The 16,219-nt window shown below is 36.6% G+C and carries 12 protein-coding genes; 10 read left to right on the top strand and 2 right to left on the bottom strand.

Features of this window, described 5'->3' with window-relative positions; all coding sequences use genetic code 11:
* Nucleotides 1-195: 195 nt before the first annotated feature.
* The 4 genes from HDC90_RS23605 to HDC90_RS23590 all read left to right on the top strand — a co-directional run bounded on the left by HDC90_RS23605 (nucleotide 196) and on the right by HDC90_RS23590 (nucleotide 5,610).
* Nucleotides 196-2,370, top strand: a complete 2,175-nt coding sequence (locus HDC90_RS23605) for a glutamine synthetase III (protein ID WP_184470868.1) — start codon at nucleotides 196-198, stop codon at nucleotides 2,368-2,370.
* Nucleotides 2,371-3,052: 682 nt separating this feature from the next.
* On the top strand, nucleotides 3,053-4,234 hold the full coding sequence (locus HDC90_RS23600) for an AIR synthase related protein (protein WP_184470866.1): 1,182 nt from the start codon (nucleotides 3,053-3,055) through the stop codon (nucleotides 4,232-4,234).
* A gap of 157 nt (nucleotides 4,235-4,391) precedes the next feature.
* Nucleotides 4,392-4,796, top strand: coding sequence for a c-type cytochrome (locus tag HDC90_RS23595; protein WP_184470864.1), 405 nt, complete (start codon nucleotides 4,392-4,394; stop codon nucleotides 4,794-4,796).
* Nucleotides 4,797-4,980: 184 nt separating this feature from the next.
* Nucleotides 4,981-5,610 carry an acetyltransferase gene (locus HDC90_RS23590; protein WP_184470862.1) on the top strand — a complete coding sequence of 210 codons (630 nt, stop codon included), beginning with the start codon at nucleotides 4,981-4,983 and terminating at the stop codon, nucleotides 5,608-5,610.
* 90 nt (nucleotides 5,611-5,700) lie between these two features.
* Here the strand turns inward: HDC90_RS23590 and HDC90_RS23585 are convergent, their stop codons facing one another.
* Both HDC90_RS23585 and HDC90_RS23580 read right to left on the bottom strand, forming a co-directional pair.
* Nucleotides 5,701-6,012: a hypothetical protein gene (locus HDC90_RS23585; RefSeq protein WP_184470860.1), complete on the bottom strand. Its 312-nt coding sequence runs from the start codon at nucleotides 6,010-6,012 to the stop codon at nucleotides 5,701-5,703.
* Between the two features lie 159 nt (nucleotides 6,013-6,171).
* Complete coding sequence (locus HDC90_RS23580; protein WP_184470858.1) at nucleotides 6,172-9,480, bottom strand: TonB-dependent receptor; 3,309 nt, start codon at nucleotides 9,478-9,480, stop codon at nucleotides 6,172-6,174.
* A 609-nt stretch (nucleotides 9,481-10,089) separates the two neighbouring features.
* Here HDC90_RS23580 and lpdA point away from each other — a divergent pair.
* From lpdA to HDC90_RS23550, 6 genes are all read left to right on the top strand, one after another.
* A complete protein-coding gene (gene lpdA / locus HDC90_RS23575; protein ID WP_184470856.1) occupies nucleotides 10,090-11,478 on the top strand; it encodes a dihydrolipoyl dehydrogenase in 1,389 nt (462 codons plus the stop codon).
* A gap of 314 nt (nucleotides 11,479-11,792) precedes the next feature.
* Nucleotides 11,793-12,929, top strand: a complete 1,137-nt coding sequence (locus tag HDC90_RS23570) for an acyltransferase (RefSeq protein ID WP_184470854.1) — start codon at nucleotides 11,793-11,795, stop codon at nucleotides 12,927-12,929.
* A gap of 145 nt (nucleotides 12,930-13,074) precedes the next feature.
* A complete protein-coding gene (locus HDC90_RS23565; RefSeq protein ID WP_184470852.1) occupies nucleotides 13,075-13,914 on the top strand; it encodes an MBL fold metallo-hydrolase in 840 nt (279 codons plus the stop codon).
* Complete coding sequence (locus HDC90_RS23560; protein WP_184470850.1) at nucleotides 13,915-14,478, top strand: GNAT family N-acetyltransferase; 564 nt, start codon at nucleotides 13,915-13,917, stop codon at nucleotides 14,476-14,478.
* 257 nt (nucleotides 14,479-14,735) lie between these two features.
* The gene (locus HDC90_RS23555; RefSeq protein WP_184470848.1) at nucleotides 14,736-15,095 is read left to right on the top strand and encodes a hypothetical protein; all 360 of its coding nucleotides are present in this window, start codon (nucleotides 14,736-14,738) and stop codon (nucleotides 15,093-15,095) included.
* Nucleotides 15,096-15,505: 410 nt separating this feature from the next.
* Nucleotides 15,506-16,033, top strand: a complete 528-nt coding sequence (locus HDC90_RS23550) for a ferritin (protein ID WP_184470846.1) — start codon at nucleotides 15,506-15,508, stop codon at nucleotides 16,031-16,033.
* Nucleotides 16,034-16,219 lie beyond the last annotated feature (186 nt).

Genomic DNA, 16,219 nt, shown 5'->3' with positions numbered 1-16,219 from the left:
ATTTTTATAGCATGATGCAGCCAAATCCTCAATTCCATAAAACATTCGAAAAATCTATTTTCTTTACAAAAAATGAAATTTTTCATCCGAAAAACATTTTTTTATTTCATTTTCAATAAAATTGATAAAAATAATACGATTCTTTTACTGAAATTAATAAAATATACTATTTTTGACAAAAAACATAACAAATTAATGAAAAGCTTAAGAACCATCGCATTAAAAGAGGCTCAAAACAGAATTTCACCTGAAGTTAAATCTCCTTCAGCGAAAATTTCTGATTTTTACGGCTCGAATGTATTTGATAAGAAAAAAATGAGAGATTTCTTATCTAAGGACGTGTATGAAAAATTAATTTCATCTATCAACCAGGGTGAGTTAATCAATTCTGACGATGCTAACCAAATTGCTACGGCTATGAAAGCCTGGGCAATGAGCGCTGGCGCAACGCACTACACGCACTGGTTCCAGCCATTAACCGGCACTACTGCTGAAAAACACGATTCGTTTTTTGAGCCAAGTGGCGATGGTGCTATCGAGAAATTTTCTGGCAGTGCATTAGTTCAACAAGAACCAGATGCATCAAGTTTCCCTAACGGTGGTATCCGTAATACTTTCGAAGCCCGTGGTTATACTGCATGGGATCCATCATCTCCAGCCTTCATTATGGAAAGTAAAGCAGGTAAAACCCTTTGTATCCCTACCGTTTTCGTATCTTATACAGGCGAAGCATTAGATTATAAAGCACCTTTATTAAAAGCATTAGCTGCACTAGATAAAGCTGCTGTTGATGTTTGCCAGTATTTCGATAAAAGCATCACTAAAGTAAATGCTTCTTTAGGTATTGAGCAAGAATATTTCCTCGTTGATGAGTCGTTGTTTAACGCCCGTCCGGATTTATTGTTAACAGGCCGTGCTTTATTCGGACACATGTCTGCTAAAGGCCAACAATTAGAAGATCATTATTTCGGTTCTATCCCTGAGCGTGTATTCAGCTACATGGTAGATTTCGAAAACGAAGCCTTAAAATTAGGTATTCCATTAAAAACACGTCATAACGAGGTTGCGCCTTCTCAATTTGAGTGTGCACCAATTTACGAAGAAATCAACTTAGCTATCGATCACAACCAATTGTTGATGGATTTGATGGAGAAAGTTGCCCGTCGTCACCACTTCCGTGTTTTATTACACGAAAAACCATATGCTGGCATCAACGGATCAGGTAAACACAACAACTGGTCGTTAATTACCGATACCGGTAAAAACTTATTGGCACCAGGTAAAACACCTAAAAATAACTTAATGTTCCTTGCTTTCTTTGTAAATACAATTAAAGCCGTTAGCGAACATGCCGATTTATTACGTGCAAGTATTGCATCAGTAAGCAACGATCACCGTTTAGGTGCTAATGAAGCGCCACCAGCCATTATCTCTATCTTCTTAGGTTCTCAATTGAACGATGTGTTAGATGAGATTGAGCACTCACGTATCAGCAAAAAAATCAAAGAAGATAATGCACTTTGGTTAGGTATCCCTAAAATCCCTCAGATTTTGTTGGATAACACCGACCGTAACCGTACATCTCCTTTCGCATTTACTGGTAACAAATTTGAGCTTAGAGCTGTTGGATCTTCAGCAAACTCTTCTGCTCCGATGACAATCTTAAATGCAATTATGGCTGAGCAATTGGTTAAATTTAAGGTTGAGGTTGATAAATTGATCAAAAAAGGTGATAAAAAAGATATCGCTTTATTAACAGTGATCAAAAAATACATTAAAGAATCAAAAGCAATCCGTTTCGAAGGTAATGGTTATAGCCAGGAGTGGGAAGATGAAGCTGCAGCACGCGGTTTATCAAACATCAAAACTACCCCTAAAGCTTTAGATGCTTACTTAACTGAAAAATCAGCTGAGTTATTTGCTACAACAGGTATTTACAGCGCACGTGAGATTCATGCCCGTCATGAAATCATGTTAGAAAACTTCTATAAAAAACTACAGATCGAAGCACGTGTAATGGGCGAAGTTGCAAATACTGCCATTATCCCGGCCGCTATTGCTTACCAAAACTCTTTGATCGCAAACGTACAAGGATTAAAAGCAATTGGTGTAGATAGCAAAGTTTCTATCGATATCGTGAAAAAACTATCTGAGCATTTAGAAATTGTGAAAACCAATATCGATGCGATGTTAGAAGAACGTAAAGTAACCAACAAAATCGAAGATACACGTGAGAAAGCAATTGCTTACGATGAGAAAGTTAAGTCTTACTTCGATATTATCCGTTACCACGCTGATAAATTGGAGCAAATTGTTGACGACAGCGTTTGGCCTTTACCAAAATTCAGAGAATTATTATTCATGAAATAAGAAAGGCGTAAGCTAAAAGGTTTAAGGCGTAGGGTTTACTCTACGCCTTTTTTTGTTGATTCATCGGCTATTGTGATTTTCTTTGCAAGTAAACTGTCAAATAAAAACGGTAAACTGGTTAATCGATCAATTATTAAAATCGGTTAAGTTATCCCCCACCACAACGTCCTCCTGAACTTGGTTCAGAATCCAATCGAATAGTTGTTTATACTGGCAAGGACCTTTTTTTGAAAAGCAGTACCAATGCTTATCGGTTAATCAAGCTCTGCTTTTCTTCCTGCTGTAAACTTCCTTTCTGATTTTTAATCCATCGCTTACAGCATCCATGCAATCAGGTTTATTTAACATAGGTCCGCGCAAGAAAAAAACTGCCACAAAGAGCCAGTCCGCTGTACCTAAGCCCGATTGTACGGATGCCGTTTTTATAAATTAATTTTCCTTTTTCCAAAGCTTTAAAACGGCAGGAGGAAAAGCGGGACGGCAGGCAGCCATGGAAAACGAACATCCACTTCCAAAAAAACGAACCCCTACCGTTTACAACTTTAAACCTTTGCGTTCCTTGTGCCTTCATGGTAAACAAACTCTGGTGCCCGGGTGGTAAAAAAGCCTTGCCATTTAGCCATAAAAAACCTTAAGTATTTAGCTTTAGTCTTTCCCCTTAAAACCTTATCTTTGCGCCAACATGAGTGATAACAGGTACAATCAACGTGGCGTTTCTGCCTCAAAAGAAGATGTGCACAATGCCATCAAAAACATCGATAAAGGAATTTTCCCTAAAGCATTCTGCAAAATCATTCCTGACATTTTAGGTGGTGATGAGTCTTACTGTAACATCATGCATGCTGATGGTGCAGGTACCAAATCATCATTAGCTTACGTATACTGGAAAGAAACTGGCGATATCTCGGTGTGGAAAGGGATTGCTCAGGATGCCATCATCATGAATATCGATGATTTAATCTGCGTTGGTGCTACCGATAACATCCTCCTGTCATCAACCATTGGCCGCAATAAAAACCTGATTCCAGGTGAAGTAATTGCTGCTGTAATTAACGGAACAGAAGAAATTTTAGCCGATTTACGCGAACAGGGCATTTCCATTTATTCTACCGGTGGCGAAACTGCAGATGTTGGCGACTTAGTAAGAACGATTATTGTCGATTCTACGGTAACTTGCCGTTTAAAGCGCGAAGAGATCATCAGCAACGATAATATTAAACCTGGCGATGTAATTGTGGCGCTGGCTTCTTCCGGACAAGCCACTTACGAAACAGAATATAATGGCGGTATGGGCTCTAATGGATTAACCTCTGCCCGTCACGATGTTTTTGAGAAATCGATAGCCAATACTTACCCTGAAAGTTTCGACCCCGCGGTACCGTTTGACCTGGTTTTCTCGGGCGGCAAAAAACTAACAGACGAAATTGAAATAGATGGTTATGGTAAAATAACCGTTGGTAAACTCGTACTCTCTCCTACCCGTACCTATGCACCGGTAATTAAACAGATACTAGAGAAACACCGCAGTCAGATTAATGGTATTGTACATTGCAGTGGTGGTGCACAAACCAAGGTGCTTCACTTCATCAATGATGATATTCATGTTATAAAAGACAATTTATTCCCTGTTCCACCACTATTTAAACTGATACAGGAACAATCGGGTACCGATTGGAAAGAAATGTACAAAGTGTTTAATATGGGGCACCGCATGGAATTATATGTTCCTCAGGAGATTGCCGAAAGCATTATCGAAATTTCTAAAAGCTTTAATATCGATGCGCAGATTATCGGCCGCGTAGAAAAAGGCGAGCAGAAACAGGTAACAATCGAAAGCGAAAAAGGTACTTTTGTTTATAACTAAACCCCTGTTTTTCATTTAATATAAAGGCTTTGGATAAACCCAAAGCCTTTTCTTTTATATGGCATACCGACATCAATTGAAATAAATTCATTACAATCTGTAAAAGTCATTTTCTACTTCAAAAAAGGGTTATATTAGTTAACCAACTAAACAGAATATGAATTATAAGAAGACCGTAGTTATGGCACTAATGGCTGGCTTTGCAATAAGCTTAAGTGCCTTTATGCCAAAACCCGAACCAGAACCGAAAGCAAAGAATTTAAAGGTACTGCCTAAAAATATCAGCAAAGAGCAACTCGACAAAGTGATGGATGATTTCAAGCTGGCTTTGGGCGTACGTTGCGGCCATTGCCATGCCCCCATGAAAGATAATCCACGCAAAATGGATTTCGCCAGTGATGATAAACCAGAGAAAGAAACCGCCCGCAAAATGATGCGCATGACAGCTAAAATCAATAAGAAATATTTTCACAATGGCATGAAAGAAGGCAAAACTGTAGCCCAAATTGCCTGCATAACCTGTCACAACGGTAAAACAGAACCAGGGAAACAATTGCAGTAAAGCAATTTTACTATTTAAAAAGCTTCACAAACAATCTGTGAAGCTTTTTAGCTATGCTCTTTTTTTAAATTCAACTTAACGCGTTTAACTTTATCAATACATCTGGTGTTTTATCGGTACTTCTTCTACATTTGTATCTGATATATTTAGTTTTATCGAACCTCTCCAAATTGAAATAAATATTATGATCGATGTATATGTTTTGGGTGCTGGTAAACATGCTACAGAAGTTAGCGAATATTTTAACAATCACCAGGCATATTATTTAGCAGGCTACGTTATCAATGTCGATCACCATGATCATAGTCTCCTTAAATCTGTTATCCAGCTGCACGATTTTTTAAAACAATATCCGGCTTCGCCAAAACTAGCGCTTATTGGTGCAATTGGCAATTACCAGCGGAAATCAATTATAGAATTATTAGAAAAAAAAGGCTACGGCTTCATCAATATCATCCATCCACACAATTACTTAAGCCCTACCTTAAAAATGGGCACAGGTAACTGTATTGCCCCAGGTTGTGTAATCAATGCAAATGTGAATATCGGGAATCACTGTATTATTAATTCAAACTGCAATATCAGTCACGATTGCATACTAGAAAACTACGTGACCATTTCTCCCGGTGTAACCATAGCTGGGAATGTAAGCATTAAGGAAGGTGTTTTTATTGGAGCAGGTGCAACCGTAATCCCAGGTGTAACAATTGGAAACAATGCCTATATAGCCGCCGGAGCTTGTGTTACAAAGGATGTTCTACCGCATGTGATGGTAGCGGGGGTGCCTGCAAAGGTTAAAAAAATAATAGATTAAGCAATCTGAAATAAATACTTCAAAAATTGATATAAAAAAATCCCGATTTAATGATCCGGGATTTGTAAAACATCTAAGTATCTATATATACTATTGCAACCTCAAAATCCGTTCACCGTACTTAATTTCTGTTTCTGAGGTGATTTCAAATTCATATTCTTTTTCTGCTGTAACAGTAAGCTTTTTGCCCTTGATTTTGTAAGTACCTCTATATGCTACATCGCCACCTGGCACTATATCTGCTTTGCCGTCTACCATGAGTGTAATGCGTATCGCACTGGTCAGGTATCCATCAGGTTTGGGTACATTAATTTCATAAAACGTTTTTTCTTCTTTTACCGTAAGCTTTTTACAAGAAGTAAAAGATAAAAATAGGAGTGTTAAATAAATTAGATTTTTCATTTTTTTTTAGATTTATTATAATAACGTTCTGTTGCTAATAAACGCTACAGTAAAAAAATTTATTGATCATTATTACATAAAATATTATCTAATATAGCTCCATAATGCAAAAAGCCCTGATCGGATTGATCAGGGCTTTTTCTAAACTACGCTTTTTGATTAAAAAGAATATCTTAGACCCAATTGAATGCTATAGGTACTGTTAACACTTATATCATCTTGTAATGGATCTGTAATTAATTTACCTGAAACATTTTGAAGATTATAAACTGGCTGATTGTTTGCACCAATACTTCTAAATGTTAATGGATTATTGATCACATATCTCTGATAAGTTCCCCACTTTTTATTTAACAAATTGCTAAAGTTGATAATGTCAGCACTAAACTGCAAAGTCTGTTTACCAGTTTTTCCAGTTTTCACAAAAATATCTTGCAAGAATCTAACATCGAATTTATTAAACCAAGGCAGTGTAGCTGCATTTCTTTTAGCATATTCACCTCTATGCTTACTTAGATATTTAGAATTATTAATAAACTCTTCCCAAGCAGCAGCTTGTTGAGCTACTGTATAAGTAACTGCGGTTGCACCTGTACCAACTGTGTAAGCTGCAAAGTTTGTTTCGCCTGCACGAGGAATGTACATTAAATCTGCGCTACTGTTTCCATCACCGTTTAAATCTCCATTTACAACATAGCTATACACACCTTGAGTCATTCCCTGATAGAATAAAGAGATCGTTGTAGCAAAATGGTTAGCATACTCTAAACGGTAAGATAAATTACTAACTACGCGGTGAGGAACTGCATAAGCTGAATTTCCTAATTCCTGATCATTTGAAGTGCCTACATTTGGGTTAGAATTCCATACCGAACTTGCTGTACTTCCTGGGTTAGCAGTAACCTCTTTAGCTATAGAATAAGTATATGCAATTGATCCTGAGAAGCCATTACTATATGATTTACTTAATTGAGCTGTTAATGAAGAAGCGAAACCTTTGATTGTATTTTCAAGAACAATAGCTGAGGTTGTTCCAGCATTTAAACGATTAGTTCCAATAATGCGAGGGCGAGTAAGTCCACCTTCATTAATAACTCCATTAGGGTTGGTTAAGTTTGCATTACGCATCCGCACTGCATTGATATCTTTAGTATATAGTCCATCAAAAGTAAACATATAACCACTACCTAAATTTTTATCAATACCTAAATTTGCTCTTAATACTTTAGGAAATTTAAAATTATCATCCATAAATACAACCGCTGGTGGACTTGTAGTTCCTGCTGCACTTGGGAATAAATTAGCATATGCTGCAGGATTGCTGCTAAATTTAATATTAGCCAATTGCGCTAAACCTGTTGCATTCGCATTACTAATAGCACCACCAAACTGATACATACCTGTATTTGTAGGAATGTTAGTTAAGAATACAAAAGGAATTTTGCCTGTAAACACACCCAATCCTCCACGGAACACCAGTGATTTATCATCCGATGTATATCTCAAACCAAAACGAGGAGACAATAAAACACTATTTTTCGACCATTTGTCAGTATAATAATGTCTTAGCGTAGTATTATCTGAAGAATAGAAATTTAATGCTGAAGTAGCTGGGTTATTTAAAGGATTTTCATGATAAATAGGCATATCAGCACGTAAACCTAATGTTAATTTCCAGTTATCACTAACGTTGTATTCATCCTGAATATACGCACCTGCTTGACCTAATTTTAGTTGCGCTGAATAAACAGAACTCTGACCCGGAATTAGCGAATACGTATACGCATAATAGGCAGGAGCCTTATCATTTAGAAAATCACTTAATGAATTATACGCATAATAGCTATTTGCTGGAGCCATAAACATATTACCAGTTTTTTGGTATTCGTATGTTAAGCCTGCAGTCAAGGTATGTTTCCCTGCATAGTATGTAAAGTTATCAGTGAAACTATAAACATCATTAATAACGTCATTATTCAATGTATACGGATCCATACCTGCAGTAATGTAATTACCTCCATTACCATCATAAATGTCTATTGTAGGGAAAATACCACCATTATACACTCTTAATGCACGGTTTTTTGTTAATGCTAACAATACCTGATTAGATGCTTTGTTACTTAAACGGCTGTTTAACTCGATGGTACCAGTTCTGGTAGTATTTTCAAATGCATAGTTAGAGTTAGCAAAAGCAAAAGACTTAGGACCAAAACGGCTGTTTGGAGCTCTAGAAATTGTAGCTGTACCTGTACCTGATGTGACCTTGAACCCAGCACCGTTAGGAATACTGGTAGCATTTAATTGCTGGTCATCATTACCTTTGAAATCGCTAAATTTCAAAGTCAGTTTATTACTATTATTGATATTCCAGTCTAACTTAGCTAATATTTTATGGTTATCAGTTGCAAAAGCAGGAAAATCTGTATACGAGCCAGTATTATAACCAAATTTTGACTGAAGATAATCAGATACTGATTTTAAATCGGCAACATTTGTTGATGACGGGAGACCTGTACCACCTGAGCCAGCTGCGTAATAGTTAATTCCAGGTTTTGAATTTTCTTCTTTCTCAGCATTAACAAAGAAAAACAATTTGTTTTTGATAATTGGACCACCTAAACTAAAACCGTAAGTTTTAGATTTTGAAGCAACTATTGTTGAGCTGATATCGATATCACCAACATGTTTACCTAAGAAGCTTTGATCTCTATAAAATCCGTAAGCTGTTCCATGAAAAGTGTTAGTACCACTTTTTGTTACAGCGCTAATATTTGCACCTGTAAAACCAGCTTGTCTCACATCATAAGGAGCAATGTTAACAGAAATCTGATCATAAGAATCTAAAGAGATTGGTTGAGAACCTCCTCCTGGAAGTGGATCGTTACTTAAGCCAAAATTATTATTAAGGTTAGCACCATCTACTTGAATATTGTTATAACGAGCATCACGCCCACCAAAACTATTACCACTTGCCTGCGGCGTTAAACGTGTAAAATCTGAAATACTTCTCGAAAGTGTTGGTAAACTTGCTAAATCTCTACTAGAAATATTTGTACTCGCTCCAGTTTTAAGGGCAGTAACTTTTTTAGTTCCTTGCACACTTACTTCAGCTAAAGTATTACCTGAATCGTCAAGCTTGTAATCTACACCATAAGTTTCACCAAGCTTTAAATAAATATCATTTACTTTTGCTGGTTTGAAACCGATATAACTTATTTCTACTGAATATGGTCCGCCTACTCTCATGTTACCAATTGAGAAACGCCCATCATTATTTGTAGAAACTGTATATGTTGTTCCAGATGGAGTGTGCGTAGCTTTAACTGTTGCACCTGGTAAGGCGCCTTTGGCGTCCTTAATAGTTCCTGTCATTGATGATGTGGTTACCTGTGCGTTAACACCAAAAGTAATACCTACAAATGCAACAATAACCAGTACTAATCTTAAAAGTAAAGATTTCTTCATACTTTGTTTTTTAAATGTTTTTTGTTGTTGAATAATAATCTAAAAGGGATTTTATTGCTGCAAATGTCTTAATAAAATTTAACACATTTTAACATCCAATGTTAAATAATTATTAAGTCGGGCAAAACTTTTCAACATTTAACACATATTACCTGAATTATAACTTTCAGTTTATCAATACTTTGATAATAAAGCTAAATTTTTAATAACGAAACAATCTGTTGATTATAATTTAAGCATAAAACTTATGTTAATATTGGTATTTTTCAAATAATACATACTAACAACATTTTTTGAGACTTAAACATCTTCATTATTTAACTTTTTGTTACCTAATCAATATATTATTCTGCAAATCAAGCTGATTATAATTAATATTCTAAAACAGAGTTGCCACAACAATATTCAATCATTGTAAATTTTAACGGTTACCTCAACATTGAGCTAGCCAATTGACATTTTTTTTTTAGTTTTGAGCGATTGTTGCAGGATGAAGATCTTTTAACTTTTTGTAATCAGGATGTAGCAACCCATATTAAGGGATAATAGAGCAGATTACAGATACAAAGCAATTAAAAACAAATCTCTTTAAAATAGATTAAAAAACAGATGAATTACGACGTTATTGTTTTAGGCAGCGGCCCAGGTGGTTACGTAGCTGCAATCAGAGCTTCTCAATTGGGACTAAAAGTTGCAATTGTTGAGCGTGAATCATTAGGTGGTATTTGTTTAAACTGGGGCTGTATCCCTACTAAAGCACTTTTAAAAAGTGCTCAGGTTTTCGAATATATTAATCATGCTGCTGATTACGGAATTACTACTGCCGGTGCAACTCCAGATTTTGCTGCTGTGGTAAAACGCAGCCGTGGTGTAGCCGATGGCATGAGCAAAGGCGTTCAATTTTTAATGAAGAAAAATAAAATTGACGTCATTATGGGTACTGGTAAAGTAAAACCAGGAAACAAATTAGAAGTTAAAGGTGCCGATGGTTCTCAGCAGGAACTAAGTGCTAAAAATATCATCATTGCTACAGGTGCCCGTTCAAGAGAATTACCTAACCTGAAACAGGATGGCAAAAAAATTATAGGCTACCGCCAGGCCATGGTACTTCCCGAATTACCAAAAAGCATGGTAGTAGTAGGTTCTGGAGCTATCGGAGTAGAATTTGCTTATTTTTATGCTACAATGGGCACCAAGGTAACCATTGTTGAATTTATGGATAACGTTGTTCCGGTAGAAGACGAAGATGTATCTAAACAATTATTACGCAGCTTAAAGAAAACAGGTATCGATGTAATGACTTCAGCAAGTGTCGAATCTGTTGATACCAGCGGTGCAGGCTGTAAAGTTTCTGTTAAAACAGCTGCAGGCATGCAAACCATCGAAGCCGACATCGTATTATCAGCAGCAGGTATTGTTGCCAATATCGAAAACATTGGTTTAGAAGAAGTAGGCATTAAAACCGAAAAAGGCAAAATCGTTACCGACGAATTTTACAACACTTCAGTTAAAGGTTACTACGCTATTGGTGATGTAGTTGGCGGACAAGCCTTAGCACATGTGGCTTCGGCAGAAGGTATTATCTGTGTAGAAAAAATCGCTGGTCAGCATGTAGAACCATTAGATTATAACAACATTCCGGGCTGTACCTATTGCACACCAGAAATTGCTTCAGTAGGTTATACCGAAAAAGCAGCAAAAGCAGCAGGTTACGAATTAAAGATCGGTAAATTCCCATTCTCAGCTTCAGGTAAGGCAAGTGCTGCAGGTGCTAAAGATGGTTTTGTAAAATTAATTTTCGATGCCAAATATGGAGAATTATTAGGTGCACACATGATTGGCGCCAACGTTACCGAAATGATCGCTGAAATTGTTGTGGCACGTAAATTAGAAACTACTGGCCACGAAATGATTAAATCTGTTCACCCTCACCCAACCATGAGCGAAGCCATTATGGAAGCTGCAGCTGATGCCTACGGAGAAGTGATACATTTATAAGGTAGAAGGTTTAAAGCTGGAAGGCAGAAGGCTAAAGCTTAATAAACTTAATTAAAACCAAATGATAAAAACCCTTTAGTTAATCCTAAAGGGTTTTTTGCTGTAAAGGCCACTCAACAAACATTTTCATAATATCCAACTGCCCGATCAAACCGTCCATAACGTTTTTTACTTGTTGGTAGCGCATGTATTTTATATATTTATCCAGCTCACTAAAAATTTAGAGGGGCCAGTCATAAGCCAAATATCTTATAAATGCAAAAAAAGGCTCAAATCAGCTTTTATATCATTTATTTTTTATTTAAAAATCAGTTATGAGTATAAACCGTTATTACAAACCTGAACTTGATGTTCTGCGTTTCTGCGCATTCCTTTTTGTCTTCTTTGTGCACCGATTGGATTTAGCACCTGTTGATACAGATAAATATTTTTGGGAATACCATCTAAGCCTGTTAGGCAATTATGGCGTACCACTTTTTTTCTTTTTGAGTTCATTTCTGATTACGGAGCTCCTTCAACGGGAGAATATGCATTTTGGAAAAATAGATATTAAATCATTCTACATCAGACGTATTTTACGCATCTGGCCTTTGTATTTCACATTTTTCTTCGTTATGGTACTGTTAACCCATACCACTAACGCTTTCTCATCAGCTATCCCTCCAAAAGCACAGCTGGCCTTTACCTTTTTTGCCGGCAATTGGTATATTACATTTAACGAATGGCAATCATATTGCATTAACCCTTTATGGAGTGTGTCTGTTGAAGAACAACTGTATATATTGCTACCGCTTATTATGCTCTTTACAGGAAAGAAAGGTACTATTGCTTTTTCGATATTATCAATTTTAGTTGCCTACATTGCAATCGTATATTATGCACAAAAACCTACTGATGGGTTTAATGGCCAGTGGACAAATAGTTTTGTTCAGTTTCAGTTTTTTGCCGCAGGGATCCTGTTAGCGATATTCTTAAAAGGCAGAATGCCAAAATGGAACGCAGCTGTGCGCATCGGACTTTTTGCTGCCGGAATAGTATGTTGGTTAATCGCATCTATGGTTTGCGAAGTAACTGCCGATGCACCCCACCTCAACACCGTAACGCAATCGGTAAGTGGCTGGCTTCTCATTCTTATCGGGGTAACATCAATGTTCTTATCGCTCTACGGAGCATCATCAAAACATATGCCTCAAGTACTTGTTTATCTCGGCCGCATCTCTTATGGAATGTATATATTCCATATTACTATTTATTGGATAACCTACACTATCTTCAAAAACGAATTGGCAGCGTTGAGCAAAACTTTAGGCCTCGCCGACTGGCAAAACACAATAGGCTTTATAATTGCATTTATTACAACCGTAATGTTGGCATCGCTATCGTACCGTTATTTTGAAAAACTCTTCCTTAAATTAAAGAAGCGTTATACACTCATCCCTTCGAGAGATTAAAAAGACAAAGATCTTAATGTGAATAAAATTTTCGGTCAATTTATCTATCCAATATTAAAACAATCCTATTTAATCAAACCGATAAGATTTGCGTAAGTTTACCAATCGTTTCCTCTAAACTCTAAGCCCTAAACCTACCTCCTAAATGAAACTTCACACCATAAACACCGGATTATTTAAACTCGATGGCGGCGCTATGTTTGGCGTTGTACCCAAAGCCATCTGGCAAAAAACCAACCCGGCCGATGCCAATAACCTTTGCACCTGGGCCATGCGCTGTCTTTTAATTGAAGAAGGCAATCAATTAATTTTAGTGGATACCGGAATTGGCAATAAACAGGATGAAAAGTTTTTCAGTCATTATTATCTGCATGGAGATGATTCGATGGAAAAATCGCTGGCACATTTGGGTTTTAGCACAGCCGATATTACTGATGTTTTCCTTACACACCTCCATTTTGATCATGTTGGCGGAGCCATTGTAAGAGCGGGCGAAAAACTCTTACCAGCCTTTAAAAACGCCACCTACTGGAGCAACGAAAAACATTGGCAATGGGCAGTAGAACCCAATGCAAGGGAAAAAGCATCTTTTTTAAAGGAGAACATCCTTCCGATCCAGGAAAGCGGACAGCTTAAATTCGTTTCCGAACAGGAAAACATAGCCTGGCAAAAAGACATCAGTATCAGCTTTGCTTACGGCCACACCGATGCGATGATGCTCCCGAAAATCAACTATAAAGGCAAAACCATAGTTTATATGGCCGATCTTTTGCCTTCCGTTGGTCACCTACCCCTGCCCTATGTAATGGCTTACGATATGTTTCCGTTAAAAACCTTAACCGAAAAACAAACATTTTTAGAAGAGGCTGTAACTCACAACTATATATTATACCTGGAACACGACCCGATTAACGAATGCTGTACCCTGCAAAGAACAGAAAAAGGCATCCGGGTAGCAGAAACCTTTAATTTAAGTGATCTGTAAATGATCAGACCCGCCACTCCCCGCGATGTTGAAGCAGTTGTTCCACTGATTATTCAGGCCATGGATAAACTGGCTCAAAAACTAACCCATACTAATGATAAAGAAGTGATTAATAAAATCTTCAAACACTTTTTTGTACAAACAGGTAATCAATACAGCTACGAAAACACTTTGGTTTTTGAAGATGAGGGAGAAATAATTGGATCTATTAACGCTTATGATGGGGCAAAACTTCTAGCGCTCCGCAAGCCATTCCTGACTTATTTAGCCGAGCATTACCAAACAAATGATAACAGCAAAGATGTAGAAACAGAAAGTGGCGAATTTTACTTGGATACCATTAGCGTTAATCCATTAATGCAAGGAAAAGGGATAGGAAAACAACTCATTAAAGCAGGCATCGCTTGGGCTAAACAACTTGGCCACTATAACATCGGCTTATTAGTAGAACAAAACAACGACCGTGCATTGAAGCTTTACCAAAATATAGGCTTTGCTATTCAAAATGAAAAACAATTTATGGGCGGCTTGTATCACCACATGGTTTTTAAGATCAATTGTTAGCGAATAATCACCCTCCGCTATAATTAATTAATGTAAGCTGCTAAATTAGTCTAGGTATAGGCATACTGCTGCTTATATCACCTTACAATACTTATATGGTCCAATATATATGCCATATACTTTCTTACAATTACGTTATGTGGCCTACTCAAACTAATATTCATATATCTCTTTTATTTGAGAACCGCCAACCGCTTCTCAAATTTATTTCCATTTTTATTTGTATTTAATCTAAATAATGCCAATTTTTGTAACCGATGGAAAAAGCATGTATCGATATTAACGAACTGGTTAACGTATTCTCAAATACTCATGGTTCTATTTATCAATCCGATAAGTTAAACTGCTTTTATGTAGATTTTGGTGGCAAGTTTGCACGCTTCAACTGCCTGTCTCTTCAAAAATTAAAAGCTGTTGTAGAACAGATTGATATTGAAGCACTCCTTTTAAATACCCACAAAGCCGATTTCGAATTGGTTACCTTTAATGGTTGCGAGCACATCTATTTATTAAGCGCTTTAGAAATCATCGCACTAAAAGATTTACTGCAAGGTGCCTTTACGATGTTTAAGCTTAACCATATCATTAGCGACTGCCTTTATAGGTTGGTTTACTAGTTTTAGTTTACTGGTCCATTAACCATTTGTTCATTGGTGCAACAAGTTGGTTCAGGATCTAAAAAGAGTGATTTAAAGGCTAAGATGAATAACCACATGGCTTATTATTATTACTAAAACTTTAATTTTCTTAACTTATTAATGGTCAGAATAATTGGTTAACCGTGTAAACCGGTTAATTTGTAAACCCTTAACTGAAAACTGCCAACTGAAAACCAGCCACTATCCTCTTGATCTTCAACCACAATCCGTTTGGCGTTATTCTTACATTTCCCATCTTAACCTCCTTATTTAAACTGATTACAAATAACTAATTATCAGCAATTTAGACTAATTTCATATAGCAAATAAATCACACCATTTGGTTAATTTGATGTTACATTTGTATCATTAGTTAAGCAAAGAAAATTATGAAAGACTTAATGCGCATTAAATGTTTAATATCACAGGATATTGAAACATTATTAAATCAGCAGATCAAAAAAGAAGCTCACTCTTCATCACTATATTTAGCAATGTCATCTTGGTGCGACCAAAATGGGTTCGATTTTTCAGCAGATTATTTCTTAAAGCAATCTGAAGAAGAAAGAGTACACCAATTAAAATTGTTCAAATATGTTTTGGATATGGGTGGAAACGCAATATCTCCAGAAGTTACAGGCATTAAAACTGATTTTGCCGGATTTAGGGAAGTTTTCGAAGATGCCTTAGAAGCAGAAATCGCCATTACCCAAAGTTTTAAAAACCTAGCTGCTAAATGCCATAAAGAGCAGGATTTTGTAACCATGGAATTCTTAAACTGGTTCCTGAAAGAACAACGCGAAGAAGAATACAAAGCACGCAGAGCGTTAGAATTATTCGAAGTGATTGGCGAAGAAGGTACAGGAAGATGGGAAATTGATAAACACGTGAATAAAATCACCTATTCAGAAGAATAACAACAACAAAACATATATTGAAAAGCTATCCTGAAAAGGGTAGCTTTTTTTTATGCCCATAATTTTTCGACACAGTATTTTGCACTAAAGCAGGATCAAGCGGAAAAGTTGGGGGGATGTTTTAAGCATATATTTTCGACAATCTGAATAAGAAGAATTTAATATCCCTTACACCTCTTGAGGTTG

It is taken from the genome of Pedobacter sp. AK013, from assembly GCF_014205835.1.
Classification (GTDB): domain Bacteria; phylum Bacteroidota; class Bacteroidia; order Sphingobacteriales; family Sphingobacteriaceae; genus Pedobacter.
This window is presented reverse-complemented; position numbering and strand designations above follow the sequence as displayed.

Coding starts and splice junctions, on each gene's coding strand:
- HDC90_RS23580 (WP_184470858.1), bottom strand. CDS start 9,480: ATGAAGAAATCTTTACTTTTAAGATTAGTACTGGTTATTGTTGCATTT.
- HDC90_RS23590 (WP_184470862.1), top strand. CDS start 4,981: ATGATCGATGTATATGTTTTGGGTGCTGGTAAACATGCTACAGAAGTT.
- HDC90_RS23585 (WP_184470860.1), bottom strand. CDS start 6,012: ATGAAAAATCTAATTTATTTAACACTCCTATTTTTATCTTTTACTTCT.
- HDC90_RS23605 (WP_184470868.1), top strand. CDS start 196: ATGAAAAGCTTAAGAACCATCGCATTAAAAGAGGCTCAAAACAGAATT.
- HDC90_RS23600 (WP_184470866.1), top strand. CDS start 3,053: ATGAGTGATAACAGGTACAATCAACGTGGCGTTTCTGCCTCAAAAGAA.
- HDC90_RS23560 (WP_184470850.1), top strand. CDS start 13,915: ATGATCAGACCCGCCACTCCCCGCGATGTTGAAGCAGTTGTTCCACTG.
- HDC90_RS23595 (WP_184470864.1), top strand. CDS start 4,392: ATGAATTATAAGAAGACCGTAGTTATGGCACTAATGGCTGGCTTTGCA.
- HDC90_RS23550 (WP_184470846.1), top strand. CDS start 15,506: ATGAAAGACTTAATGCGCATTAAATGTTTAATATCACAGGATATTGAA.
- lpdA (WP_184470856.1), top strand. CDS start 10,090: ATGAATTACGACGTTATTGTTTTAGGCAGCGGCCCAGGTGGTTACGTA.
- HDC90_RS23555 (WP_184470848.1), top strand. CDS start 14,736: ATGGAAAAAGCATGTATCGATATTAACGAACTGGTTAACGTATTCTCA.
- HDC90_RS23565 (WP_184470852.1), top strand. CDS start 13,075: ATGAAACTTCACACCATAAACACCGGATTATTTAAACTCGATGGCGGC.
- HDC90_RS23570 (WP_184470854.1), top strand. CDS start 11,793: ATGAGTATAAACCGTTATTACAAACCTGAACTTGATGTTCTGCGTTTC.